Genomic DNA, 22,314 nt, shown 5'->3' with positions numbered 1-22,314 from the left:
CCCGGGTGCCGGCCCGGTTCAGTAGTCCGTTCGGGACACGTTGGCGCGCCACGCTTCAAAGGGAACGTCCGACGTCGGAACCTCTTCGTGTGCCACAGGAAGCAGTTCCGGGCGGGTTCCGTCAAAGTAGTCGTAGAACACGGCGTCGTCAAAGCCTGCCGCCGCGGCGCCATGACGATCTGCCGCGAAGTACACGCGGTCGATCCTGGCCCAGAGCGCTGACGCGAGGCAGAGCGGGCACGGCTCGCAGCTGGTGTACAACACGGACCCGTGCAGGTCGAAGCTGGACATCGAAGCTGCTGCTGTCCGGATAGCTACGACCTCGGCATGGGCTGTTGGATCGTTGTCGCGGGTAACCCGGTTGGTTCCTTCAAATGCACGGCCGTCTGCGGTTACCACCAACGCACCAAACGGTCCGCCGCCGTCAGCAACGTTCCGGACCGCCAGCTCGACGGCGCGTTCGAGGTACTGCTTGACGTCGCCTTGTTCATTCCCGTGGCTCATGCCTAAATCCTAACCAGATGACAGAAGGCCCGGACCATCCGGTCCCGGCCTTCAATCAGCTGGCGACGTTTCCGCCGATATGTTCACTTGGCGCTGTCTTCGCCAGCTTCGTCATCGACGTCATCGGAGCTGCGGTACGGGTCGGGATCGCCAGCGTGTTTGGCTTTCTCCGCCAGCGCAGCAACCTCGGCATCGCGCCTCTTGGCTTCACGAAGCAGTTCCTCAAGGTTGGAAGCAACTTCCGGAATCCGGTCCGCCACAAATTCGAGCGTAGGGGTCAGCCGGACCGTAATGTTGCGGCCGACTTCCTGGCGGAGAACGCCCTTGGCCTTCTCCAGCCCCTTGGCAGCATCAGCCTGTACGGCCTGGTCACCAAGGACGGTGTAGTAGATGGTGGCATGCTGCAGATCGTTAGTCACGCGGGCATCGGTGACAGTGATGCCCTCCAGACGAGGATCCTTAACCTTCCGGCCCAGGGCCTCAGCAACAACAACTTTGATCCGCTGCGCCAGTTTGGCAGCCCGTGCGGGATCAGCCATGAACAACTCCTAAAATTGAACGAGAAAAATCGGGGTGCGCAGGTGACATTGGCACCTGCGCGCGCAGCATTGAGGGGGCCCGGGAGTGGCATCGGGCCTGCCGGATACGGACGGCCAACGATCGCAGATCGCTGGCCGTCCGTCGTAGGGGCGGGGCCCCCTCAATCGCGGAGTGCGTGGCGGGGCCGCCGGAAAATCCCGGCGGCCCCAACCTACATAACGAACAACTTAGACGCGCGGCTTCTCACGCATCTCGAAGGTCTCGATGATGTCGCCTTCGTTGATGTCGTTGTACGAGCCAAGACCGATACCACACTCGAAGTCCGTGCGGACCTCGGTGGCGTCGTCCTTGAAGCGCTTGAGCGTCTCAACGGTGAGGTTGTCACCGATGATCTTGCCGTCGCGGCTGATGCGTGCCTTCGTGTTGCGTCGGATAACACCCGAGCGAACGATGGAGCCTGCGATGTTGCCGAACTTGGAGGAACGGAATACTTCGCGGACTTCGGCCGTGCCCAGCTGCACTTCCTCGTACTCCGGCTTGAGCATGCCCTTGAGGGCCATCTCGATGTCATCGATTGCTGCGTAGATGACGGAGTAGAAGCGCATGTCCACACCTTCGCGGTCTGCCAGTTCGGCAACCCGCTCGGCCGGCTTGACGTTGAAGCCGATGATGACGGCGCTGTCCACTGTTGCCAGGTTGACGTCGTTCTGCGTAATGGCACCAACACCGCGGTGGATGACGCGCAGCTGCACGCCTTCGCCGACGTCGATCTTGAGCAGGGCGTCTTCGAGGGCTTCCACGGCACCGGACACGTCACCCTTGAGGATGAGGTTGAGGGTGTCGATCTTGCCATCGGCCACTGCCTGGTCGAAGTCTTCGAGGCTGATTCGCTTGCGGCGCTTGGCCAGGGCGGCGTTGCGGTCGGCTGCTTCACGCTTCTCTGCGATCTGACGTGCGGTGCGCTCGTCAGCAGTTACGAAGAAGGTGTCGCCGGCGCGCGGCACGTTGGACAAACCCAGTACCTGCACGGGGCGGGACGGGCCGGCCTCGGTCAGGGCACTGCCGTCGTCGTCGAACATCGCACGGACGCGGCCGTGGGCCGTGCCGGCAACGATGGTGTCGCCGACGCGCAGCGTGCCGGACTGCACCAGGACGGTAGCAACAGCACCTCGACCCTTGTCCAGGTTTGCTTCGATGGCAATACCGCGGGCGTCCTTGTTGGGGTTGGCGCGCATGTCCAGGGCGGCGTCTGCGGTGAGCAGAACTGCCTCGAGCAGCTCGTCGATGTTGAGGTTCTGGCGGGCAGAGACCTCAACGAACATGGTGTCGCCACCGTATTCCTCGGGAACCAGGCCGTACTCGGTCAGCTGGCCACGAACCTTTTCAGGGTTGGCGCCTTCCTTGTCGATCTTGTTCACAGCAACCACGATCGGCACATTGGCCGCCTGGGCGTGGTTGAGGGCTTCAACGGTCTGGGGCATGACGCCGTCGTCCGCTGCGACAACCAGGATGGCGATGTCGGTGACCTTCGCACCACGGGCACGCATGGCGGTGAACGCCTCGTGGCCCGGGGTATCGATGAAGGTGATCTTGCGGTCTTCGCCCTCGTGGAGGTGGGTGACCTGGTAAGCACCGATGTGCTGCGTGATGCCGCCGTGCTCGCCCGCCATGACGTCGGACTTGCGGATGGCATCGAGCAGGCGGGTCTTACCGTGGTCAACGTGACCCATGACGGTGACAACCGGCGGACGTGACTCAAGTTCCTCGTCGCCTTCGGCTTCCAGCTCGGCATCGAAGTCGATGTCGAAGCCGGAGAGCAGCTCGCGCTCCTCATCCTCCGGGGACACAACCTGGAGTTTGTAGCCGAGTTCTTCGCCCAGCAGCGCGAAGGTCTCCTCGTCCAGCGACTGCGTTGCCGTTGCCATTTCACCGAGGTGGAACAGCACGGTTACCAGTGCGGCGGGGTTTGCCTCGATCTTGTCGGCGAAGTCCGTGATGGAGGAGCCACGACGCAGGCGGATGACAGTGTTGCCGTCGCCGCGGGGTACGCTCACGCCACCCAGCGACGGGGCACTCATCTGCTCAAGTTCCTGGCGCTTTGCACGCTTGGACTTGCGCTGCTTGCCACGACCCGCGCCGCCCTTGCCGAAGGCGCCCTGGGTGCCGCCACGACCGCGGCCGCCCTTGCCAAAGCCACCACCGGCGGGAGCCCCGCCGCCGGCACCTGGTGCACCACCGGTACCGGGGGCACCACCAGGACGGCCGGGACCGCGCCCTGCGCCACCCGGACGGCCAGCACCTGCACCAGCGGGCGCTGGACGCTCAGTGCGGTTGGGCATCATGCCCGGAGTAGGACGGTTTCCGCCGGCACCAGCTGGGCGCGGTGCGCCTGGACGCGGGCTGCCCGGACGGGCTCCGCCTGCACCAGCCGCGGTACGCGGACCACCAGCGCCACCGGGACGGGGGCCACCGGCACCGGCCGCGGGACGCGGACCACCGGGACGCTCGCCTTCAGTGCGGCTGCCACCGGGGCGGGGCATGCCCTGGGACGGCGCGAAAGGGTTGTTGCCGGGACGGGGAGGACGCTCTCCGTCGCCGCCACGGCCGCGGGGCATGCCCTGGGACGTAGCGAAGGGGTTGTTGCCCGGACGGGGACCGCCTGGACGGGCACCCGATCCACCCTGGCGGGCGGGGGCCGCCGGCGTTTCGGCCCGCGGAGCGGGACGAGCACCAGGCTTGGCGCCAGTGGAGGGAGCGGTTGCTGATGGAAGGCTTGCTGCGGGTGCTGCGGGGGCGCCGGTTGAAGGTGCTGCCGGAGCGGCAGGGGCCGACGGTGCAGCAGCTGCAGGTGCCGACGGAGCAGCAGCGGCAGGTGCCGACGGTGCAGCAGCTGCCGGAGCTTCACTCTTGGGGGCGGGAGCCTGGGGTGCTGCCGGCCGCGTTGGTGCCGGGGCAGGCGCCTTGGGCGCAGCTGCCGGCGCTGCGGACTTCGCCGCGGCGTCGGGGAAGGCGTTGCGCAGTTTACGCACAACGGGGGCCTCAATGGTGGAAGAGGCGGAGCGAACGAATTCGCCCAGTTCCTGCAGTTTTGTCACTGCATCTTTGGAAGTAATACCGAGCTCTTTAGCAAGCTCATGTACGCGGACCTTGGCCACATTTCTCCTGTCTCGGTCCGCACCGAGCCAGGCACGAACCGTCTACTTCTTACTGCGGGCCTCCGCCGCAAATACAGCTGGAAGGCCCATTGCAGAGCGCAACAAAGTTGTCATCGTTACGCACTCATCGCTGGGAACTCATCGGGTTTCCATCAGATTTCTGACCCGCTTTCAGGTTGGACGGTTGGTTCTGCGGGCACCGGAGCGTCCGCAGTGGCCGTGCCTGCCAGGATCCGCCGCTCGACGTCGGCAATCCGGTGGGCGCCATTAAGCGCCCTTCCGAAAGCCCGTCGTTTAACGGCCAATGCAAGGCACGGTTCGCTGGGGTGCAGCCAAGCACCCCGGCCAGCCAGCCGGCGTCGTTCATCCACGACAACAGTGACGGAGTCACTGCGTGAGGCGACAAGCCGGATCAGCTCGGACCGCAACCCCTGTTTCCGGCATCCGATGCAAGTGCGTTGGGGAGAATATTCGCGGTTCGACTGCTCACTGACTGCGATGGTTCTTCCTGACGTACCAGGTGCCGCCTACGGTTGGACGGCACACGAATACCGGCCCTTGGGCGCGGTTACCTTCTATTCTAGCCCCTCAAGGCCCTGCCTTGACGAACGTGCGGGGCGCGGAGCGTCGCGGCTCCGGATGCGGCCGGCTTGGGCTGGCTGCATCCGGAGCCGCGGGGCAGTGCGTTATGCCTCGCGCTGGGCGTCCTTCGGCGCGGCGTCGGAGACGATATCAATGCGCCAGCCCGTGAGCTTAGCGGCCAGGCGGGCGTTCTGCCCCTCCTTGCCGATGGCCAGCGAGAGCTGGTAGTCCGGCACGACAACACGCGCGGAGCGGGCGGCTTCATCCAGGACCGTGACAGAATTCACACGCGACGGCGACAGTGCGCTGGCGATGAAGGTGGCGGGGTCCTCGTTGTAATCAACGATGTCGATCTTTTCGTCGTTCAACTCCGTCATGACCGCCCGGACCCGGCTGCCCATTTCACCGATGCAGGCACCCTTGGCGTTAACACCGGGGATGTTGGCCTTAACGGCAATCTTGGTCCGGTGCCCGGCTTCCCTGGCCAGTGCGACGATCTCCACGGAACGGTCGGCAATTTCCGGAACTTCCAGCTCGAAGAGCTTCCGCACCAGGCCCGGGTGCGAGCGGGACAGCGTGATGGAGGGACCCTTGGTGCCGCGGTGGACGTCCACCACGAAGGCACGCAGCCGCTGCCCGTGGATGTACTTCTCGCCCGGAACCTGTTCGGGCGGCGGCAGGAGCGCCTCCACTGATCCGAGGTTTACCTGGATCATGTGCGGGTTGTTGCCCTGCTGGATCATGCCGGCGACGAGCTCGCCTTCACGTCCCTTGAATTCGCCGAGCACATTGTCGTCCTCAACATCGCGAAGACGCTGCAGGATGATCTGGCGTGCGGTGCTTGCCGCGATGCGGCCGAACCCGGCCGGGGTGTCCTCGAACTCACCGATCGGGGCGCCGTCGTCGTCGATTTCAACTGCCCAGATGGTCACCTTGCCACTCTTGCGGTCGAGTTCGGCCCGGGCCTTTTCAAAGGCTCCCGGGGACTTGTGGTAGGCCACCAGCAGTGCCTGCTCGATGGTGGGAATCAGGAGATCCAGCGGAATTTCGCGCTCACGCTCCAGAAGTCTCAGCGCGCTCATGTCAATATCCATCAGGCCTCCTCAGAAGGTCCATTGTGCTCATTGTCCAGACCAGCCTCATCGAGGTGGCTGAATTCGATCTCGACTTTTCCATTGCGGATCCTGTCGAAAGGAAGTTTGATGGCGTCGCCCTGCCGCGGCTTCATGCCTTTTTTGACGGCAATTTCCGGGATCAACGTGACGCCGGAATCGTCCACCGACTGGATTCGTCCGGTCACGTTGTCGCCCTGGCTGACGTTGACCTTGACCATGCGGCCTCGCGCCCGGTGCCAATGGCGCACCTCGGTCAGCGGCCGGCCAACGCCGGGCGAGGACACCTCGAGGTCGTAGGGGCGGCCGTCCGACGCGGGATCGTTGTCCAGGATGTCCGAAAGGGCATGCGAAATCTCCGCGATAACGTCAAGGTTCACTCCCCCGGTTTCCTCCTGCGGCAAATCCACGACGACGTGGACGGTGCGGTGGGACCCGGCTACGGTAATGGACACGTCCTCCAGGTACAGCCGGCTGGCCTCCACTGCGGGCTCGAAGAGGGCGCGCAGGCGCGCTGCCTCTGGGTTGTATGCGGGTGCGGCTTCAGCCGTGCCCGATCCGGTAGGGTCCGATGAGGCCGTGGCTTCTGCATTGCTCACGATGCCGGCCGCCTTCCGATAGATGATGTTGTGTGTACTAGCGTAGCGATTTTCCTGGAACCTTGGTGCACCGGGCTGCCTTCCCAACGTGACAACATGGGATGTTGTGAGCAGCAAAGCCAGGAAAACGAACCCCCGGGGAGGACTTCTCCGTGCCGGGATCCTGGTGGCTACGTGCGCAGTGATCCTCAGCAGCGGCATGGTGCTTACACTGCAGGAACCTGCGCCCCCACCGGCACCGACATTCTCCGAGCAGGCGCTGGCGGACGCCTATGCAGCCACTGAGCGACTGCGTTCGGCCGGGACCGCCCTGGCGACTGACGCGGCCGCCCAGTCGGCGGGATCAGCGCAGCTGGGCAGGACTGTGACTTTGCTGACTCTGCAGGGGCAGGCCCTCTACCGCCCGCTCCCGGTAGCAACGGACACGCCCTTCTCCGGCTCAGCCCCCGGCTCTGCCCCGGCGCCGGCACCAACAGCTCCGGCGCCGTCGTCGATTCCGGCATTCCTGGCAGAGCTGGTAGCCAGCGCAGGCGAGCTGCTCAGCGACGCGCAAGCATCCGACGGCGGGACGGCGCGGCTGCTGGTTGCCGCCGGTACCGGCCGGCTGCTGGAGGCCGAATCACTGGCAGCGGAGTCCGGCGTTTCCCTCCCCGGCCTTGAGGTGCCTGAGCCCGGCGAGACCCCGGGAAAGCCCACGGACGGCTCAGACGCAGCCTCCCCAGCTGTTGCTCCGGCAAACGCGGCTCCTACTGGCGGCACAGCAGCAGCAATACCTTCGGCGCAATGCCGGGCTCCGGCGTCATCCGGCATGCCTGCCGCGTTGGCTGCCGTCCTCGAAAGTGAACGCCAGGGCGGGTACGGATATCAGGTGGCCCTGCCGCGGCTCTCCGGAGACGCTGCAATCCTTGCGGCAGACGACTGGTCACGCCACCGGGACCTGGCGGAAGACGCCGCCTCGCTCCTGGCCGCCTATTGCCTGGAAGTGACCCCGGCAGCTCCCGGCTACGCGCTGGGCGGAGAATTTCTCGCCGCTCCCGTCAACGGGCTCGGCTCGTTGGAGGCCGGCGCCTTGCCCGTCTACGGCGACCTCGTAGCCTTCAGCGACGGACCAACCCGCGAATGGGCCGTTCAGGCGCTGCTGGAGACGGCGCAGCGGGCCGAGCGTTGGGGCGCGGATGCCGGAGCGCTCCCGGGCCTGGCCGTCGATGCCTCTGCCCTGCCTCCGGTTCCCGCTGGCGCAATCCCCACCGGAGGAACTCCCAGCAGCGGCTCCACCCGCTGACCCTGACTGCCCTACGCCGGGACCGATTACGCTGGGACCGATGAGCCAGCCTGCCTACGTGCCGATACCGCCCTTCCTCACTGCGCGCTACAGCCGCAACCGCGAGGGGCGTGACTGGTTGGCAGCTCTGCCCGGGCTGGTCGAAGGGTGCCTGGAGCGTTGGGAGCTAACCCCGGACCTGGCTCCCGGCGTCCTGCCGTGGAACGGCCACGGCGGCCTGGTGCTGCCCGTGATCCGTCAGGACGGGACGCCCGCCGCCCTTAAAATCGCGTTCCCGCACGACGAGGCGCAGGTTGAACGCCACGCCTTGGTGCTGTGGAACGGGCAGGGCGCTGCACACCTTCTTGAATCCGACCCCCAAAGCTGTTCCATGCTGCTTGAGCGCCTGGACGCTGAACGGTCACTGCAGTCTGTTCCCATGGACAGTGCAGTTCCTGTATGGGGCGCACTGATGCGGCAACTGAGCCTGGTTCCCGACGAACGGCCGCAATGGCGGGAGTTAGACCATATTGCTGTCCGCGCCGAACAATGGAGCGATGAGATGCCGGCGGAGTGGGAAACGCTGGGCCGCCCTTTTCCACGATGGCTGCTTGAGGCCGCCCTCGAGGTCTGTCAGACGCGGGGCGTCGTTGGCCGGCGGTCAGCGCACGACGTCCTGGTTAACGCGGACTTCCACTTCCTCAATGTGCTGGGCCGCCTCGACGGCGAGGGCTACGCTGTCATCGATCCCCAGCCCATGATCGGCGAGGCAGAGTTCGCGGTGGCCCCGTTGCTGTGGAACCGCCTCAGCGAACTTCCCCGGGACAACCCTGAAGTAGGACTGCTGGAACGCTGCCGGGACTTCAGCGCGGCGGCGGGCCTCGACGCCGACGTGGCCAGGCAATGGAGTGTCGCGAGGGAGGTGGGCAACGCGCTCGGCTATGCTCCCAGTCCGCACCATCAAGGAGATTTCCTCCGCTCACTGTGGGTGGCGAGCACGCTGGCGGGCCGAACCCTTGATGGCCTTCCTGCACCACAGTCGCTCCCGGAACCCGGTGAAGACATCCACTGACAGCCTGCAGCCCACCTTCTCCCGGAACAGGACGTCAGGCGAAATTCTCCACCCACACGTCATAGCCGAGTTTCAGGATGAGCGCTGCCACCACCACCAGGAAAACCAGCCGGATGAAGCGGCTCCCCTGCTTAACAGCTGTGCGGGCACCCAGGTAGCCGCCCGCCATGTTCGCCGCACCCAGGACCAGCCCCAGTCCCCACAGCAGCGAGCCATGGGGCAGGAAGAACAGCAGCGCCCCTGCATTAGTGGCCATGTTCACGATTTTGGCCTTGGCGCTGGCTTCCAGGAAGGCATACCCCATGGCAGACACGAGCGCTATGACGAGGAAGGATCCGGTACCAGGGCCGATCAGGCCGTCGTAGAAACCGATGACCGCACCGATCAGGCAGGCAACCACATAATGGCGCTTGCCGTCGTGGCGCAGCAGCGTGATATCGCCGACGTCGGGCTTCAACGCGGTGAAGACGGCCACCACCACCAGCGCCACGACAATGATGGGCTTGAAGACGCTGGCCGGCAGCTGGGCAGCCAGGATGGCGCCCCCGAAACTTCCCGCAAGGGCGATCACAGCCATGGGTACCGCGGTCCACAGATCGGGCTTCACCCGGCCGTAGTAGGTCACGGCACTCGTGGTGGTACCGAAAATCGATCCCATCTTGTTCGTAGCCAGCGCCTGGACCGGGGTAATACCCGGTACCAGCAGCAGGGCCGGAAGCTGGAGCAGTCCACCGCCTCCCACTACAGCATCTATCCAGCCCGCGGCGAGGCCGGCCACCACAATCAGCAGGAGGGTGGCTGGTTCAATCGCCTCGAATCCGGAAATCACCGGCCGCGGACGGCGGTCAGAACGTAATCGACAGCCTGATCCACTGCAATGTTTTCTGCTTCGCCGGTGCGACGGTCCTTGATTTCCACTACGCCGTCGGCCAGACCCCGGCCAACGGCCAGGATGGTGGGGACGCCCACGAGCTCGGCGTCACCGAACTTCACGCCAGGGGACACCTTGGGACGATCGTCGAAGATGACGTCCAGTCCGGCGGCATCGAGTTCGGCGGACAGCTTTTCAGCTGCAGCAAAAATGTCCTCGCCACGTCCGACGGCCACCACATGGACATCAGCGGGAGCCACCTGGCGCGGCCACACGAGTCCGCGGTCGTCGTGGTTGGCCTCCGCCAAGGCGGCCACAGCGCGGGTTACGCCGATGCCGTAGGAGCCCATGGTGACCACCACCTGCTTGCCGTTCTGGTCCAGGACCTTCAGGTCCAATGCCTCGGCGTACTTGCGGCCGAGCTGGAACACGTGCCCCATTTCAATACCGCGGGCAATTTCCAGCGGGCCGGAGCCGTCCGGAGCGGGGTCACCGGCACGTACATCCGTGCACTCGATGACGCCGTCCCAGGTGAAATCGCGCCCTGCGACCAGGCCGAACACATGCTTGCCGTCCTCGTTGGCACCGGTCACCCAGCTGGTTCCGGAAACGACACGTGGATCCACCAGGTAGAGCAGCTTGGTGGCGCCTTCCAGGCCCAGCAGCGGTTCCTCCGGCGTCAGGCCCGGGCCCAGGTACCCCTTGACGATCAGGGGGTTCTTCTTGAGGTCCTCGTCACCCGCGGCCTCAAGGCCGATCTCTCCGGCGACGGGCAGGAAGGAACCGATGTTCGCTTCAACGCGCTTCAGGTCCACTGCGCGATCACCGGGAAGCCCGATCACCACGATCTGCCGTTCCCCGGTGGGCAGCGTGACTGTGAGGACCACGTTCTTGAGGGTGTCCGCGGCTGTCCAGGCGCCGCCGTCGGCCTCGCTGCGAGGTGCCAACTGGTTGGCTGCGGTGACCAGGGTCTCGATGGTGGGAGTGTTTGGGGTGTCCAGGACCTGCGCGGCCGGAAGATTCGTAAAATCGATGGCCTCCGGGACCACGGTGGTGACTGCCTCCACGTTGGCCGCATAACCCCCAGCGGACCGGACGAAGGTGTCTTCGCCGATCTCAGTGGGGTGCAGGAATTCCTCGCTCTTGGAACCACCCATGGCGCCTGCAGTAGCGGCAACGGGAACAACTTCGAGGCCGAGCCGGGCGAAGATCTTCACATAGGCGGCACGGTGCGCGGCGTAGCTGGCGTCCAGCCCGGCATCATCGACGTCGAAAGAGTAGGAGTCCTTCATGATGAACTCGCGGCCGCGGAGCAGGCCCGCGCGGGGACGCGCTTCATCACGGTACTTGTTCTGGATCTGGTAGAGGCTCAGCGGCAGGTCCTTGTAGGACGAGTACAGGTCCTTGACCAGCAGGGTGAACATTTCCTCGTGCGTGGGTGCCAGCAGGTAGTCGGCACCCTTGCGGTCCTGGAGGCGGAACAGGCCTTCGCCGTACTCCACCCAGCGGTTGGTGGCCTCATACGGTTCCCGGGGCAAAAGTGCCGGGAAGTGCACTTCCTGGGCGCCGATGGCGTTCATTTCCTCGCGGACAATCTGTTCAACCTTGCGGAGCACGCTCAGGCCCAGCGGCAACCAGGTGTAGATGCCGGGTGCCGCCCGGCGGATGTAGCCGGCGCGTACCAGCAGCCGGTGGCTGGCCACCTCGGCATCGACAGGATCTTCGCGCAGCGTGCGGAGGAAAAGGTGGGACAGTCTTGTGACCACGGGTGGACATCCATTTCTGGGGGAATGCTGCGGAAGGCAGCGCCGGCGTTTCTTCTGGGTACTAATCTACCGGCAAGCCCGCCCCGCAACAGTCCGCTGCAGACCCGGCAGAACTACGTACCACCTTGCCCTTGACGCCGTAATCCACCAGTCCTAGCTTTAATTCATCACTTGATGAATTGTTTCCCGCCGGGAGGTGGCCATGTTCGGCTCCGCAACGCTTCCGTCCAATGAACCCGCAGATGCCGTCGAAGTGCGTAACCTGGAGGTCAGCCGCGGCCGCTCCAGGGTCCTTGACGGGCTGGAGTTCACGATCCCGGGCGGCATGATTACCGGCCTCCTTGGACCATCAGGCAGCGGCAAGACCACGCTGATGCGTGCCATAGTCGGCGTGCAGAAAGTCAACAGTGGCACCGTGCGGGTGCTGGGCAGGCCTGCGGGCCATCCCGCACTGCGTCACCAGATCGGTTACGTCACCCAGGCACCGAGCGTTTACCCGGACCTCAGCGTCGAGGCGAACGTCCGCTACTTCGGAGCCATGCATGGCAAAAGCCGCGCCGATACCGCAGAGGCGATTGCCGCCGTCGGATTGAAGAAACAGTCGGGACAGAAGACCGCCGACCTTTCCGGCGGCCAGCTGAGCCGGGTGTCCCTCGCCTGCGCGCTGGTGGCGAGGCCGCAGCTGCTGGTGCTGGACGAGCCGACGGTGGGACTGGACCCGGTACTGCGCGCGGAGCTCTGGGACCGCTTCCGCACCATGGCCGACGCCGGGACAACACTTCTGGTCTCCAGTCACGTGATGGAGGAAGCAAGTCACTGTGCCTCCCTGTTGCTTCTGCGCGAAGGACGACTCCTGGCCCAGCTGACGCCCGTGGAGTTGAGCAGGCGCGGCGCCAGCCAGGACCTCGAGCAGGCGTTCCTGAACATCATCCTCAACCCGTCGCTCGCGGCGGGTTTGTCCGGTCAAGCATCCGGTTCTGAAGTGACGGGGGCGCAGCCATGAACGTGCACATGATGTTGGCCACCGCACGCCGGGTGCTGGAGCAACTCAGGCATGACCACCGCAGCATCGCCCTCATACTGGTGGTACCTGCGCTGCTGCTGACCGCCGTGTACTACCTCTACGAGAATGAAGTACTGCCCCCCGGCGTGCCACGCACCTTCGACCGCGTAGGCCTGATGATGCTGGCCATCTTCCCGTTTGTGGTGATGTTCCTGGTCACCTCCATCACTATGCTGCGCGAACGGACGTCCGGCACCCTGGAACGGCTGCTCACCACCCCTATCCACAAAGCCGACCTGTTGTTCGGCTATGGCCTGGCCTTCTCGCTGATGGCCGCCCTGCAGTCCCTGGTGGCTACCGCCGTGGCCTACTGGATCTTCGACCTGGACATCGAAGGCAGCCCGGCGCTGGTGGTAATGATCGCCGTCATCAACTCCGTTTTGGGTGTTGCACTGGGCCTGCTGTGTTCGGCCTTCGCGCGGACCGAGTTCCAGGCCGTGCAGTTTATGCCCGTGGTGGTGGTTCCCCAGATCCTGCTCTGCGGACTCTTTGTGGCCCGCGATCAGATGAACGAGGTCCTTGAGGCAATTTCACATGTGCTGCCGCTGACGTTTTCGGTGGAAGCCCTGACCGAAATCGCCATGAACGCCGAGGCTACCGAGGCCATGTGGAATGACACCGCCATCATGACTGCCATCGTCCTGTTGGTGCTGGTACTGGCCTCCCTGACACTCCGGCGGCGCACCTCATGACCCCGCCGGAGGCATTGGTTCCTGGTGCCCGGCGCGGCCGCCGCAGCGGAGGCTCCGGGACTGTGGGCTCACGGGATGACATCCTGGCCGCAGCGGGCCGGCTGTTTGCCGAACACGGCTATGACGGCACCAGCCTGCGCCAAATCGCCCGGGAAGCAGGCGTGGACCCGGCCATGGTGCACCACTTTTTCACGGGCAAAGAGGAGCTCTTTGCCCTCAGCGTCGCACTGCCCGCCGATCCTGCGGAGGTGCTGCGCGGCGTCAGCGGGCTTGACCCCGCCGTCCGGGCAGAAGCGGTGGTCAGGGCAGTAGTGCGGCTGTGGGAAAGCCCTGCCCACCACGGGCTCATCGCCTTCTTCCGCGGCACCATCGGTTCCCGCACACGGACGGCCCTGCTGCGGGAGACGGTCACCAGGAGCATCCTTACCCGGGTAATGGCAGGGGTACCGGGAAGTCCGGCTGAGGTGGCGCTGCGCGGAAGCCTCGTGGCCAGCCAGATGGTGGGGCTCATGATGGCCCGGTATATCGTGCGGCTCGAACCGCTCGCCTCCCTCACCCCGGACGAGGTGGTGGCAATGCTCTCCCCCACCATCCAGAGATACCTGACCGGGGAACTCCCGACGGCGGGGCAACAGCCGTGAGGTCTTGGGCACCTGCCTCAATTAGAAGAGAACTGTAGCGAACGTGCCCACCGTGCGGAAACCGACCCTCTGGTAGACGGCGCGTGCCCGGAAGTTGTAGTCGTTGACGTAGAGGCTGGTCACGGGGGCTACTTTCTGCGCCAACTCCACCACGGCGGCCATGTAGGCGGCGCCGAGCCCGCGGCCGCGGTAGCGCGGATTCATCCACACACCCTGGACCTGCGTGACTTGCGCCGTCACGGCACCAAGTTCCGCCTTGAAAACCACTTCACCGGCAGGACTCATCACAACCATCGAGTGGCCCTGACGGATGAGGCCCTCGACCCGGCGGCTGTAGAAATCACGGCCACCCAGGAACGGCGAGTAACCCACTTCTTCTTCGAACATCGCGACGCACGCCGGCAGGATGCGGTCAAAGTCGGCCATGGTCCCCTGCCGGACTGCGGGGTCGGAAGCAACGAGGGGCGGGCCTTCAATGATCATGAGGGGCTGCTCTGCCCGCACCTCATGGGAGGTATGTCCCAGTTCGTGCAGGCCTTCATGGATTGCCAGGACAGCAGGGGCAGGGCCGAAGGCGGACGCAAAACGCCGCCCTGACCGGCCGGCGGCCGCAGCGATGAGTGGCGCCATCTCAGGAGCCAGCCCGACGGGCACGATGTTCGCGCCCGACCAGCACGCACCCACCAGGGTGCCGGCGTCGAACAATCCAAAGATGGAGGCACCGCCGCTGGTGGGGGCAGCAGTACCTATTGCTGCCAGATGCGCCAGGATGAAGACATTGGCCACCGGATCCCGGCCGGCCAACTCCCCCAACGCTGCGGTGTCCCCGTCTCCCAGGACGCGTACGACGGCGCCTCCCGGCGCCGCTGCGCCCCTACGAGACGCTGACCACGGGGCCGCCCTTGACAGCATCTTCGCCATCGGACTCCCCCATCTCCTCCGCCAGCCGCATTGCCTCTTCGATCAGTGTCTCAACAATCTGGCTCTCAGGCACAGTCTTGATGACTTCACCCTTCACAAAGATCTGACCCTTGCCATTGCCGGACGCGACGCCGAGGTCTGCTTCCCTGGCTTCGCCTGGTCCATTCACTACGCAGCCCATCACGGCTACCCGCAACGGGACCTCCATGCCTTCCAGCCCGGCGGTGACCTGCTCGGCCAGTGTGTAGACGTCAACCTGGGCACGGCCACAGGACGGGCAGGAGACGATCTCAAGCTTGCGCGGGCGCAGGTTCAGCGACTGCAGGATCTGGTTGCCTACCTTGATTTCCTCTACGGGCGGTGCGGACAGCGAAACGCGGATGGTGTCGCCGATGCCACGGGACAGCAGGGCACCGAAGGCCGTGGCCGACTTGATGGTGCCCTGGAAGGCCGGGCCCGCCTCGGTGACGCCAAGGTGCAGCGGCCAGTCGCCCTGCTCAGCGAGCATTTCGTAGGCGGCAACCATGATCACGGGGTCATTGTGCTTGACGGAGATCTTGAAATCGTGGAAACCATGCTCTTCAAACAAGGAAGCTTCCCAGACAGCCGACTCAACGAGGGCCTCAGGCGTAGCCTTGCCGTACTTTTTCATGATGCCGGGCTCCAGTGAGCCTGCATTCACGCCAATACGGATGGAGGTGCCATGGTCGCGTGCGGCGGCGGCGATTTCCTTGACCTGGTCATCAAACTTCCGGATGTTGCCCGGGTTGACCCGGACAGCTGCACAGCCTGCCTCGATGGCGGCAAAAACATACTTGGGCTGGAAATGGATGTCCGCGATCACGGGGATCTGGGACTTCCGGGCGATGATCGGCAGTGCTGCAGCATCATCCGCGGATGGGCAGGCCACGCGGACAATATCGCAACCCGAGGCTGTTAGTTCGGCGATCTGCTGAAGGGTGGCGTTGATATCGGTGGTGGGCGTCGTTGTCATGGACTGGACGCTGATCGGCGAATCGGAACCAACACCGACCGAACCAACCTTGATCTGCCGCGTCTTGCGGCGGGGGGCGAGAACGGGTGGCGGGGCTGCCGGCATTCCCAGGCTGACCGAGGTCACGTGGACTCCTTGATTGGTGAAACGGTTGGAAGAAGATTCGGCTTTAGGAAGCGTGCGGGGCCAGCAGGCCGATGACCGGCTTCCACTCTGTGGTCCGGATGCCTGCAATGACACCGGCGCCTGCGAAGGGATCCTGCTTCAGGAGTTCGGTCAACTCCGATTCACCGGCCGCCTTGAAGATGAGCAGCGCCCCGGCGCCGTCCCCATACGGGCCGCTGGTGAGCAGCTGCCCCTCTGTTTCCAGGCCAGCCAGCCACTCCCGGTGAGCCGGACGCGCCTCATCTCGGGCTGCTGCGGAATCGGCGGTGTACACATACTCAACGGCAAAAACAGTCATATGGATACCCTAACGCCCCGGCGCCCACTCCGCCGATCCGGACCGGTTGCGCCGACGCTCCGGGGGTGCAGGCAACCCCTGTTGCAGCTACTGCCCGGATCAGCCCAGGACAACGACTTTGACCACCGCAGCCACACCGGCAGCCCACAGCATGGAGGTCAGCGTGCCAATGATGAACCGTTCTGCGGCCGCCGGGGTTTCCTTCAGTTCGGCGAATCTGCCCAGCCCCTTGATGGCCACGACGTAGGCAATGGCCACCGGTTGCCCGCCCAGGATTGCCAGTGCGACGGCAAGCCGTTCCAGTACCCCGATGATGGCACCGCCCCGGAGGATGGTCTTAGTTACTGGCACGGCAGGCGGCAGTTCGATTGATGGCTTATTGACGTCTTCGGGCCCAGCGGATCCGTTACGTCCGGAGCGTTCAGCATCGACGGTGACGTCCGCCGCAGGATCATCCATTCCGGCTGATGTATCTGGTGCCGCCGGCAGGGGCTCGTCGGTTTTCTCATCGATAGTCCGTGCCAGCCGGAAAACCAGGACGGTCACCGGCCAGCCTGCAAAGCCGGCTGCCAGGAGCGCACCGGCAACCCAGAAAGCATCGAGCCACGCAGCATCCATCAGTTCCTCCCGGCCTCAGCAGTGGTGCGGAGCACTGCCTCGTGGGCGAAATCGAGTAACCGGGCCGCCGCCGGACGTGCCGCCTTCTCTTCCTGCCACCCGGACCGGAGCAGGGTGCGACTGACGGACTGCACAGAGACCCCCAGCCGTTCCGCGGCCTGTTTCTGAACAGCGTGGGACTTAACAGCTTCCAACTCCTGCATGGTATCCACTACTTTCCACTGCGCGGCAGTGCGCTCCTGACGGAGTTTTCCGATCAGCCTCAACACCGCCTGGGCATCAGCGCAGGCCTCCTCCGCTGCTGTACCAGCTGCACCCTTTACCACTTTCGACTCCCCCTCCGTCCGGACCAGTATGCCTGGCACCACTGACAACGGAACGTGACTGCCTGCCACCTTGGCGAGTTCGACTGCCTTGCGTGCGGCAACAAAGGCGGAGCCGATCCCCTCACGGGGGCTTCCGCCGACGGGCACTACTGCCTCACCGAGGCCGATCCCCACGTACCAACGGCCACTCCGGAGGGCGTGGAAGGCTATAGCGGCAGCGTCCGCGGCAGCGTCGACAACACCCTGGAGTTCGTCGCCTACTGACCTTTCAAAACCGGGGTACCCCAGTTGTTCCAGCTCAGACAGTAGGCCAGGAACGCGGTCCCGGTCTGATCTGCTGTCGCGTTGATCGATGGTAAGAACGTACATGGATCAACCGTAGGCGGCTTATCTCGAACAATCAATCAGATATGGCTGATTGATCGGTATCAATCAAAATAGGATCGAAATCATCCGAACAGGTTGATCGGCTTCACTATGTCCGCGTAAATCAGCAGCGCGCTCAGCCCCATCAGGAGGACCGCCACAACGTACGTCAGAGGCAGCAGCCGGGCGATGTCAAAAGCCCCGGGATCCGGCCTGCCAAACAACCGGGCCACCAGCCTGCGTGCGCCCTCATACAGGGCACCGGCCACGTGTCCGCCGTCCAGTGGCAGCAGTGGCACCAGGTTGAACACGGCGAGCGCGAAGTTGAGTCCGGCCAGCAGTCCCACCAGCGTTGCCACCCTGGCGTCCACGGGAATTTCCTCCATGGCGGCGACCTCCCCGGCCACCCGGCCCACGCCTACCACGCTGATCGGCCCGTTGGGGTCACGGGGTTCGGAGCTGAAGGCAGCCTGCGCCACCCCCACTACCCGGGCCGGAAGGTTCAGGATCACACCCGCGACCTGCCGGATGTTCTCGCCCGCCATGGGCAAAACGGTCGACGCCGGCTGGGGAACCAGTTCGGTCTTCGCACCAATTCCGAGGAAGCCGACGTCCTGGTACAACGGCTGCCCGGCGTCGTCCATGGCCTGCAGTCCGTCCGGACCCACCACCGGGCGGGCGGAAAGTACCGGCGTGACCGTGGTGGAAATCTCTGTTCCTGCCCGATCCACGGTAATGGCCACTTCACGGCCGGCGGCTGCGCGGATCCACTCAGTGAGCTGGCTCCACTCGGTGACGGCCTTGCCGTCAAAGGAGGTAACGACGTCGTTGGGCAGCAGCCCGGCGGCGGCGGCCGGGGTTGGCTGACAGTCAGCGGAGTCCGGGTCCACCGTCTGCCCCTCCGCCACCTGGCACTTGGAAACATCCGAGATGGTGGTGGTGGCCGTGGCCGCACCGAAGCCCATCAGCAGCACGGCCGTAAGCGCCACGCCGATGAGCAGGTTCATGGCCGGGCCGCCCAGCATCACGATGATCTTCTTCCAGACCGGAAGCTTGTAGAACACACGGTTCCCGTCCGACGGACCGACTTCCTCATGAGCCACGGAACGGGCTTCGGAGGCAAGTGTCTGGAACATTCCGGTACTGGAGGGCCGGACGCCGCCGTCGTCCTTGTTGGGCGGATACATGCCGATCATGGACACGTAGCCACCCAGCGGAATGGCCTTGATGCCGTACTCGGTTTCGCCCCTGCGGCGGGACCACAGCGTGGGTCCGAAACCGATCATATATTTGGTGACCCGCACCTTGAACAGCTTGGCGGGCAGCAGGTGGCCCACCTCGTGCAGGGCGATGGACACGGCAATGCCGATGGCCACAAAGACCACGCCGAGAATAAAAAGAAGAACCGGGGTCATGTGTTGTTCTGCTGCTTCCTTAGAGACTGCTGAGGGCTAAACGTTCCTGGGCCCGCGAGCGTGCCCACTTCTCAGCATCCAGTACTGATTCCACCGTCAACCCGGAGGATCCTGTGTGCTCGCTGAGGACGGCGTCGATGGTGTCCACGATGTCCGTGAATCTGATCCGGCCGTCGTGGAAGGCCAGGACGGCTTCCTCGTTGGCGGCGTTGAAGACCGCGGGAAAGGTACTCCCCTGCTTCGCCGCATCTTTGGCAAGCCCGACGGCGGGGAAGGCCACGGCATCGAGCGGCTCAAAAGTCCAGGTGGCGGCCGTGGTCCAGTCACATGCCTTCGCAGCCCTGGGCACCCGGTCCGGCCAGCCCAGCCCCAGGGCAATCGGCAGTCGCATGTCCGGCGGCGAGGCCTGGGCAATGACGGAGCCGTCCACGAACTGCACCATGGAGTGAACCACCGACTGGGGATGGACTACAACCTCGATCCGATCCAGCGGGACATCGAACAGCAGGTGCGCCTCAATGACTTCCAGCCCCTTGTTGACCAGGGTCGCCGAATTGGTAGTGACCATGGGCCCCATGTCCCAGGTCGGATGTGCCAAGGCTTGGGCCGGCGAGACATCGTGGAGTTCAGCACGGGTCCGGCCCCGGAAGGGCCCGCCGGATGCGGTGAGGATGAGTTTCTCCACCTCATCGGCGCGGCCGGCGCGCAGGCACTGCGCGATGGCCGAGTGCTCCGAATCCACAGGCACAATCTGCCCGGGCGCAGCGGCGGCGGTAACCAGTGCACCGCCGACGATCAGGGACTCCTTGTTGGCCAGCGCCAGCACTGCACCGGACTTGAGCGCCGCAAGGGTTGGCGCCAGGCCGATGGAACCGGTAATCCCGTTGAGTACCACGTCTGCCGGAATAGCTGCGACCCTGGCCGCAGCATCAGGGCCTACCAGGATCTCGGGACGATAGCCGGACAAGCCAGCGGCCGCCGCCGCTTCCTCGATCAGTTGGTGGAGCCGGCCGGCGTCGCCGCCGGCCATGCCGACTACTGTGGCGCGCGTATGGACAGCCTGCCTGGCCAGGAGTTCGGGCTTCCCGCCTCCGGCACTGAGTGCCACTACCTCGAAAAGGTGCGGGGCGCCGTCGACGACGTCAAGGGCCTGGGTGCCGATGGAGCCGGTGGAGCCGAGAAGGACAATTCTGCGTGGCTGCATTAACTAAGTATCCCGTATTTACCGGAACGCCGCCGTCACTGCCCCACTGGCGGCACCTGGCCGGCGGCCCGCTTAAGGGTTGCCTCCGCATGCTTGAGGACAGGTCCGTCAACCATCCGGCCCTGGTATTGGAAGACCCCCGAGCCTGCGGTCCGGGCAGCGTCCAGGAGCCCGGCGGCCGCGGCCACTTCCGCTTCCGACGGGGCATAGGCGGCCCGTACTACCGCCACCTGCGTGGGGTGGATGCAGGCCTTCGAACCAAAACCGGAGGCGACGGCGTCTGCGGCTTCTGTCGCAAGTCCGGTAAGGTCCGGGATATCCACATAGACCGAGTCCACGGCTTCCTTGCCATGGGCGCGGGCTGCCAGCAGCACGGCGGAGCGGGCGTGCAGGGCAACATCCCGGTAACCGCCGGAGGCCTGCCTGCTGGAGGTGCCTCCCAGGGACGCCAGGAGGTCTTCGGCGCCCCACATCAGGGCCACCACGTTAGGCGCGGCGGCAATTGCCGGGGCATTGAGGATGCCCGCCGCAGTCTCGCACAAGGCAATCACGTGGTAACCCTCCAGCCGGGCCAGCTGTGCCGGATCCTCGGTTTTGGCCAGCATGACTGTGCGGTAGGGAGTGTGCGCGAGGCAGTGCAGGTCCTTCTCGAACTCTCCGGTGCCGGCCGGATTAACCCGGATGATGGTGCGGCTTGGCTCAAGCTCGGGGATTTCTCCTGTAGTCCCCAGCTGCGCCAGAATGGCACCTCGCGCCCGTTTCTTATCGGCGGGGGCCACGGCATCCTCCAAATCCAGGATGACGGCGTCCGCCCGTTGGGCAGCCTTGCGGAACCGTTCCGGCCGGTCGGCGGGGCAGAAAAGCAGTGCGGGTCCCATCAGAAACGTCATACCTGTATTGTGCCCTTCATCCGCCGGCAGCTTCACGATGTGCCGCCTCAGTCCACATCAGGCAGCTCCGGGTTGCCAACGCCACCACCTCGCCGTCCTGGTTTCGGCCGGTGTGCTGGAAGGTGACCACGCCCTGGCCGGGCCGGGATGCTGACGGCCGCTTTCGGGTGACGACTGATTCCGTGTAGAGGGTGTCCCCGAGGTACAGCGGATGCGGGAAGGACACGTCAGTGAGGCCGAGCTGGGCAATGATGGTTCCCTGGGTCAGCTGCGTGACGGATTGGCCGACGACAGTGGCCAGGGTGAACATCGAGTTGACCAGCCGCTGCCCGAACGGCTGCCGGGCGCTCCAGGCCGCATCCAGGTGCAGCCCCTGGGTGTTCATGGTCATGGTGGTGAACAGCATATTGTCCGCATCAGTCACCGTGCGTCCCGGCCGGTGCGCATAAACAACGCCCTCCTCGAGTTCCTCGAAGTAGAGGCCACGCTGTTCAATGACGCGCTTCATACGGTCAGCTCGTGGTCTTCTTCGAAGAGTTCGGCACCGGTGGCTGCCACAACTTCCTCGAGCGTCACGTTCGGGGCCAGTTCACGGAGCACCAGCCGGGAGCCGGAGGGGTCCGTCACGACGTCGATCACGGCGAGATCGGTAATGATCCGGTCCACGCAGCCTTTGCCGGTGAGGGGCAATGAGCAACGCTGCACGATCTTGGGCTTGCCGTTGCGGTCAACGTGTTCCATCATGACGATCACCTTGCCGGCACCAAACACCAGATCCATGGCGCCGCCCATCCCCTTGACCATCTTGCCTGGAATCATCCAGTTGGCCAGGTCGCCGTTTTCTGCCACCTCCATGGCGCCCAGGACGGCAACGTCCACATGGCCGCCGCGGATCATGCCGAAGGAGGTAGCCGAATCAAAGAACGCCGCCCCCTTGTTCACCGTCACAGTTTCCTTCCCGGCATTGATGAGGTCAGGATCGACGGCGTCTTCCGTGGGATAGGGGCCGACGCCGAGGATGCCGTTCTCCGAGTGGAGCACTACTTCGACGCCGTCGGGAATGTAATTGGGAATCAGGGTAGGCATGCCGATACCCAGGTTGACGTACTGTCCGTTGCGCAGTTCTTTGGCCACCCGCGCGGCAAGTTCGTTTCGGGACCAGCCTTTCTTTTCCTCATCGGCTGCCTGGGCGCGGCGGTATTCGTGCCGCACCGACTCAGGCCGGCCTGGCTGCACGTTCTGTTCCGGGAGAGTCATGG

23 protein-coding genes are annotated in these 22,314 nt (G+C 64.8%); 5 read left to right on the top strand and 18 right to left on the bottom strand.

Annotation, left to right across the window (positions count from 1 at the left end):
- Positions 1-18: 18 nt before the first annotated feature.
- The 6 genes from AC50X5_RS13955 to rimP all read right to left on the bottom strand — a co-directional run bounded on the left by AC50X5_RS13955 (position 19) and on the right by rimP (position 6,492).
- Positions 19-504 (bottom strand): nucleoside deaminase, encoded by a 486-nt coding sequence (locus AC50X5_RS13955; RefSeq protein ID WP_494976669.1) that lies wholly within the window; start codon positions 502-504, stop codon positions 19-21.
- Positions 505-587: 83 nt separating this feature from the next.
- Complete coding sequence (gene rbfA / locus AC50X5_RS13950; RefSeq protein WP_494976668.1) at positions 588-1,043, bottom strand: 30S ribosome-binding factor RbfA; 456 nt, start codon at positions 1,041-1,043, stop codon at positions 588-590.
- A 228-nt stretch (positions 1,044-1,271) separates the two neighbouring features.
- Positions 1,272-4,199 (bottom strand): translation initiation factor IF-2, encoded by a 2,928-nt coding sequence (gene infB / locus AC50X5_RS13945; RefSeq protein ID WP_494976667.1) that lies wholly within the window; start codon positions 4,197-4,199, stop codon positions 1,272-1,274.
- 152 nt (positions 4,200-4,351) lie between these two features.
- Positions 4,352-4,648, bottom strand: a complete 297-nt coding sequence (locus AC50X5_RS13940) for a YlxR family protein (RefSeq protein ID WP_494976689.1) — start codon at positions 4,646-4,648, stop codon at positions 4,352-4,354.
- A gap of 237 nt (positions 4,649-4,885) precedes the next feature.
- The gene (gene nusA / locus AC50X5_RS13935; protein ID WP_494976666.1) at positions 4,886-5,875 is read right to left on the bottom strand and encodes a transcription termination factor NusA; all 990 of its coding nucleotides are present in this window, start codon (positions 5,873-5,875) and stop codon (positions 4,886-4,888) included.
- The gene (gene rimP / locus AC50X5_RS13930; RefSeq protein WP_494976665.1) at positions 5,875-6,492 is read right to left on the bottom strand and encodes a ribosome maturation factor RimP; all 618 of its coding nucleotides are present in this window, start codon (positions 6,490-6,492) and stop codon (positions 5,875-5,877) included. Before rimP ends, nusA begins: the two co-directional genes overlap by 1 nt.
- 88 nt (positions 6,493-6,580) lie before the next feature.
- Here rimP and AC50X5_RS13925 point away from each other — a divergent pair, with 88 nt between their 5' ends.
- Complete coding sequence (locus AC50X5_RS13925) at positions 6,581-7,774, top strand: ferritin-like domain-containing protein (RefSeq protein WP_494976664.1); 1,194 nt, start codon at positions 6,581-6,583, stop codon at positions 7,772-7,774.
- A gap of 40 nt (positions 7,775-7,814) precedes the next feature.
- Positions 7,815-8,825 (top strand): aminoglycoside phosphotransferase family protein, encoded by a 1,011-nt coding sequence (locus tag AC50X5_RS13920; RefSeq protein WP_494976663.1) that lies wholly within the window; start codon positions 7,815-7,817, stop codon positions 8,823-8,825.
- A gap of 34 nt (positions 8,826-8,859) precedes the next feature.
- Here the strand turns inward: AC50X5_RS13920 and AC50X5_RS13915 are convergent, their stop codons facing one another.
- A complete protein-coding gene (locus tag AC50X5_RS13915) occupies positions 8,860-9,654 on the bottom strand; it encodes a sulfite exporter TauE/SafE family protein (RefSeq protein WP_494976662.1) in 795 nt (264 codons plus the stop codon).
- Positions 9,651-11,462 carry a proline--tRNA ligase gene (locus tag AC50X5_RS13910; protein ID WP_494976661.1) on the bottom strand — a complete coding sequence of 604 codons (1,812 nt, stop codon included), beginning with the start codon at positions 11,460-11,462 and terminating at the stop codon, positions 9,651-9,653. Before AC50X5_RS13910 ends, AC50X5_RS13915 begins: the two co-directional genes overlap by 4 nt.
- Before the next feature lie 202 nt (positions 11,463-11,664).
- Between AC50X5_RS13910 and AC50X5_RS13905 the strand changes: the two genes are divergently transcribed.
- The 3 genes from AC50X5_RS13905 to AC50X5_RS13895 are packed head-to-tail and all read left to right on the top strand — an operon-like array spanning position 11,665 to position 13,858.
- Positions 11,665-12,465 carry an ABC transporter ATP-binding protein gene (locus tag AC50X5_RS13905; protein WP_494976660.1) on the top strand — a complete coding sequence of 267 codons (801 nt, stop codon included), beginning with the start codon at positions 11,665-11,667 and terminating at the stop codon, positions 12,463-12,465.
- Positions 12,466-12,473: 8 nt separating this feature from the next.
- The gene (locus AC50X5_RS13900; protein ID WP_494976688.1) at positions 12,474-13,217 is read left to right on the top strand and encodes an ABC transporter permease; all 744 of its coding nucleotides are present in this window, start codon (positions 12,474-12,476) and stop codon (positions 13,215-13,217) included.
- Complete coding sequence (locus AC50X5_RS13895) at positions 13,214-13,858, top strand: TetR/AcrR family transcriptional regulator (protein ID WP_494976659.1); 645 nt, start codon at positions 13,214-13,216, stop codon at positions 13,856-13,858. Before AC50X5_RS13900 ends, AC50X5_RS13895 begins: the two co-directional genes overlap by 4 nt.
- Positions 13,859-13,879: 21 nt before the next feature.
- Here AC50X5_RS13895 and AC50X5_RS13890 read toward each other — a convergent pair whose 3' ends face one another.
- The 10 genes from AC50X5_RS13890 to AC50X5_RS13845 all read right to left on the bottom strand — a co-directional run bounded on the left by AC50X5_RS13890 (position 13,880) and on the right by AC50X5_RS13845 (position 22,312).
- Positions 13,880-14,770 carry a GNAT family N-acetyltransferase gene (locus AC50X5_RS13890; RefSeq protein ID WP_494976687.1) on the bottom strand — a complete coding sequence of 297 codons (891 nt, stop codon included), beginning with the start codon at positions 14,768-14,770 and terminating at the stop codon, positions 13,880-13,882.
- Positions 14,733-15,899 (bottom strand): flavodoxin-dependent (E)-4-hydroxy-3-methylbut-2-enyl-diphosphate synthase, encoded by a 1,167-nt coding sequence (gene ispG / locus AC50X5_RS13885; protein WP_494976658.1) that lies wholly within the window; start codon positions 15,897-15,899, stop codon positions 14,733-14,735. Before ispG ends, AC50X5_RS13890 begins: the two co-directional genes overlap by 38 nt.
- A 43-nt stretch (positions 15,900-15,942) precedes the next feature.
- Positions 15,943-16,236 (bottom strand): YciI family protein, encoded by a 294-nt coding sequence (locus tag AC50X5_RS13880; RefSeq protein WP_463937420.1) that lies wholly within the window; start codon positions 16,234-16,236, stop codon positions 15,943-15,945.
- A 99-nt stretch (positions 16,237-16,335) separates the two neighbouring features.
- Positions 16,336-16,854 carry a hypothetical protein gene (locus AC50X5_RS13875; protein ID WP_494976657.1) on the bottom strand — a complete coding sequence of 173 codons (519 nt, stop codon included), beginning with the start codon at positions 16,852-16,854 and terminating at the stop codon, positions 16,336-16,338.
- The gene (locus tag AC50X5_RS13870; protein WP_494976656.1) at positions 16,854-17,549 is read right to left on the bottom strand and encodes a MarR family transcriptional regulator; all 696 of its coding nucleotides are present in this window, start codon (positions 17,547-17,549) and stop codon (positions 16,854-16,856) included. The genes AC50X5_RS13875 and AC50X5_RS13870 overlap by 1 nt, the downstream gene beginning before the upstream one ends.
- Before the next feature lie 80 nt (positions 17,550-17,629).
- Positions 17,630-18,961: a M50 family metallopeptidase gene (locus AC50X5_RS13865; RefSeq protein ID WP_494976655.1), complete on the bottom strand. Its 1,332-nt coding sequence runs from the start codon at positions 18,959-18,961 to the stop codon at positions 17,630-17,632.
- 19 nt (positions 18,962-18,980) lie between these two features.
- Positions 18,981-20,165, bottom strand: a complete 1,185-nt coding sequence (gene dxr, locus AC50X5_RS13860) for a 1-deoxy-D-xylulose-5-phosphate reductoisomerase (RefSeq protein WP_494976654.1) — start codon at positions 20,163-20,165, stop codon at positions 18,981-18,983.
- A 35-nt stretch (positions 20,166-20,200) separates the two neighbouring features.
- Complete coding sequence (locus tag AC50X5_RS13855; protein WP_494976653.1) at positions 20,201-21,055, bottom strand: HpcH/HpaI aldolase/citrate lyase family protein; 855 nt, start codon at positions 21,053-21,055, stop codon at positions 20,201-20,203.
- Between the two features lie 16 nt (positions 21,056-21,071).
- Positions 21,072-21,563: a MaoC family dehydratase gene (locus AC50X5_RS13850; protein ID WP_494976652.1), complete on the bottom strand. Its 492-nt coding sequence runs from the start codon at positions 21,561-21,563 to the stop codon at positions 21,072-21,074.
- A complete protein-coding gene (locus tag AC50X5_RS13845; protein WP_494976651.1) occupies positions 21,560-22,312 on the bottom strand; it encodes a CoA transferase subunit B in 753 nt (250 codons plus the stop codon). Before AC50X5_RS13845 ends, AC50X5_RS13850 begins: the two co-directional genes overlap by 4 nt.
- Between the last annotated feature and the right edge of the window lie 2 nt (positions 22,313-22,314).

Source organism: Pseudarthrobacter sp. MDT1-40-2 (genome assembly GCF_059383595.1).
The sequence above is the reverse complement of the archived record's forward strand: the minus strand, read 5'-3'. Positions and strand labels throughout refer to the sequence as shown.

Excerpts from the sequence above, each read along its gene's own strand:
- AC50X5_RS13955 (WP_494976669.1), bottom strand. The coding sequence starts at position 504 with ATGAGCCACGGGAATGAACAAGGCGACGTCAAGCAGTACCTCGAACGC.
- rbfA (WP_494976668.1), bottom strand. The coding sequence starts at position 1,043 with ATGGCTGATCCCGCACGGGCTGCCAAACTGGCGCAGCGGATCAAAGTT.
- nusA (WP_494976666.1), bottom strand. The coding sequence starts at position 5,875 with ATGGATATTGACATGAGCGCGCTGAGACTTCTGGAGCGTGAGCGCGAA.
- AC50X5_RS13920 (WP_494976663.1), top strand. The coding sequence starts at position 7,815 with ATGAGCCAGCCTGCCTACGTGCCGATACCGCCCTTCCTCACTGCGCGC.
- AC50X5_RS13905 (WP_494976660.1), top strand. The coding sequence starts at position 11,665 with ATGTTCGGCTCCGCAACGCTTCCGTCCAATGAACCCGCAGATGCCGTC.
- AC50X5_RS13900 (WP_494976688.1), top strand. The coding sequence starts at position 12,474 with ATGATGTTGGCCACCGCACGCCGGGTGCTGGAGCAACTCAGGCATGAC.
- AC50X5_RS13895 (WP_494976659.1), top strand. The coding sequence starts at position 13,214 with ATGACCCCGCCGGAGGCATTGGTTCCTGGTGCCCGGCGCGGCCGCCGC.
- AC50X5_RS13890 (WP_494976687.1), bottom strand. The coding sequence starts at position 14,770 with ATGCTGTCAAGGGCGGCCCCGTGGTCAGCGTCTCGTAGGGGCGCAGCG.
- AC50X5_RS13880 (WP_463937420.1), bottom strand. The coding sequence starts at position 16,236 with ATGACTGTTTTTGCCGTTGAGTATGTGTACACCGCCGATTCCGCAGCA.
- AC50X5_RS13875 (WP_494976657.1), bottom strand. The coding sequence starts at position 16,854 with ATGGATGCTGCGTGGCTCGATGCTTTCTGGGTTGCCGGTGCGCTCCTG.
- AC50X5_RS13870 (WP_494976656.1), bottom strand. The coding sequence starts at position 17,549 with ATGTACGTTCTTACCATCGATCAACGCGACAGCAGATCAGACCGGGAC.
- AC50X5_RS13865 (WP_494976655.1), bottom strand. The coding sequence starts at position 18,961 with ATGACCCCGGTTCTTCTTTTTATTCTCGGCGTGGTCTTTGTGGCCATC.
- dxr (WP_494976654.1), bottom strand. The coding sequence starts at position 20,165 with ATGCAGCCACGCAGAATTGTCCTTCTCGGCTCCACCGGCTCCATCGGC.
- AC50X5_RS13855 (WP_494976653.1), bottom strand. The coding sequence starts at position 21,055 with ATGACGTTTCTGATGGGACCCGCACTGCTTTTCTGCCCCGCCGACCGG.
- AC50X5_RS13850 (WP_494976652.1), bottom strand. The coding sequence starts at position 21,563 with ATGAAGCGCGTCATTGAACAGCGTGGCCTCTACTTCGAGGAACTCGAG.
- AC50X5_RS13845 (WP_494976651.1), bottom strand. The coding sequence starts at position 22,312 with ATGACTCTCCCGGAACAGAACGTGCAGCCAGGCCGGCCTGAGTCGGTG.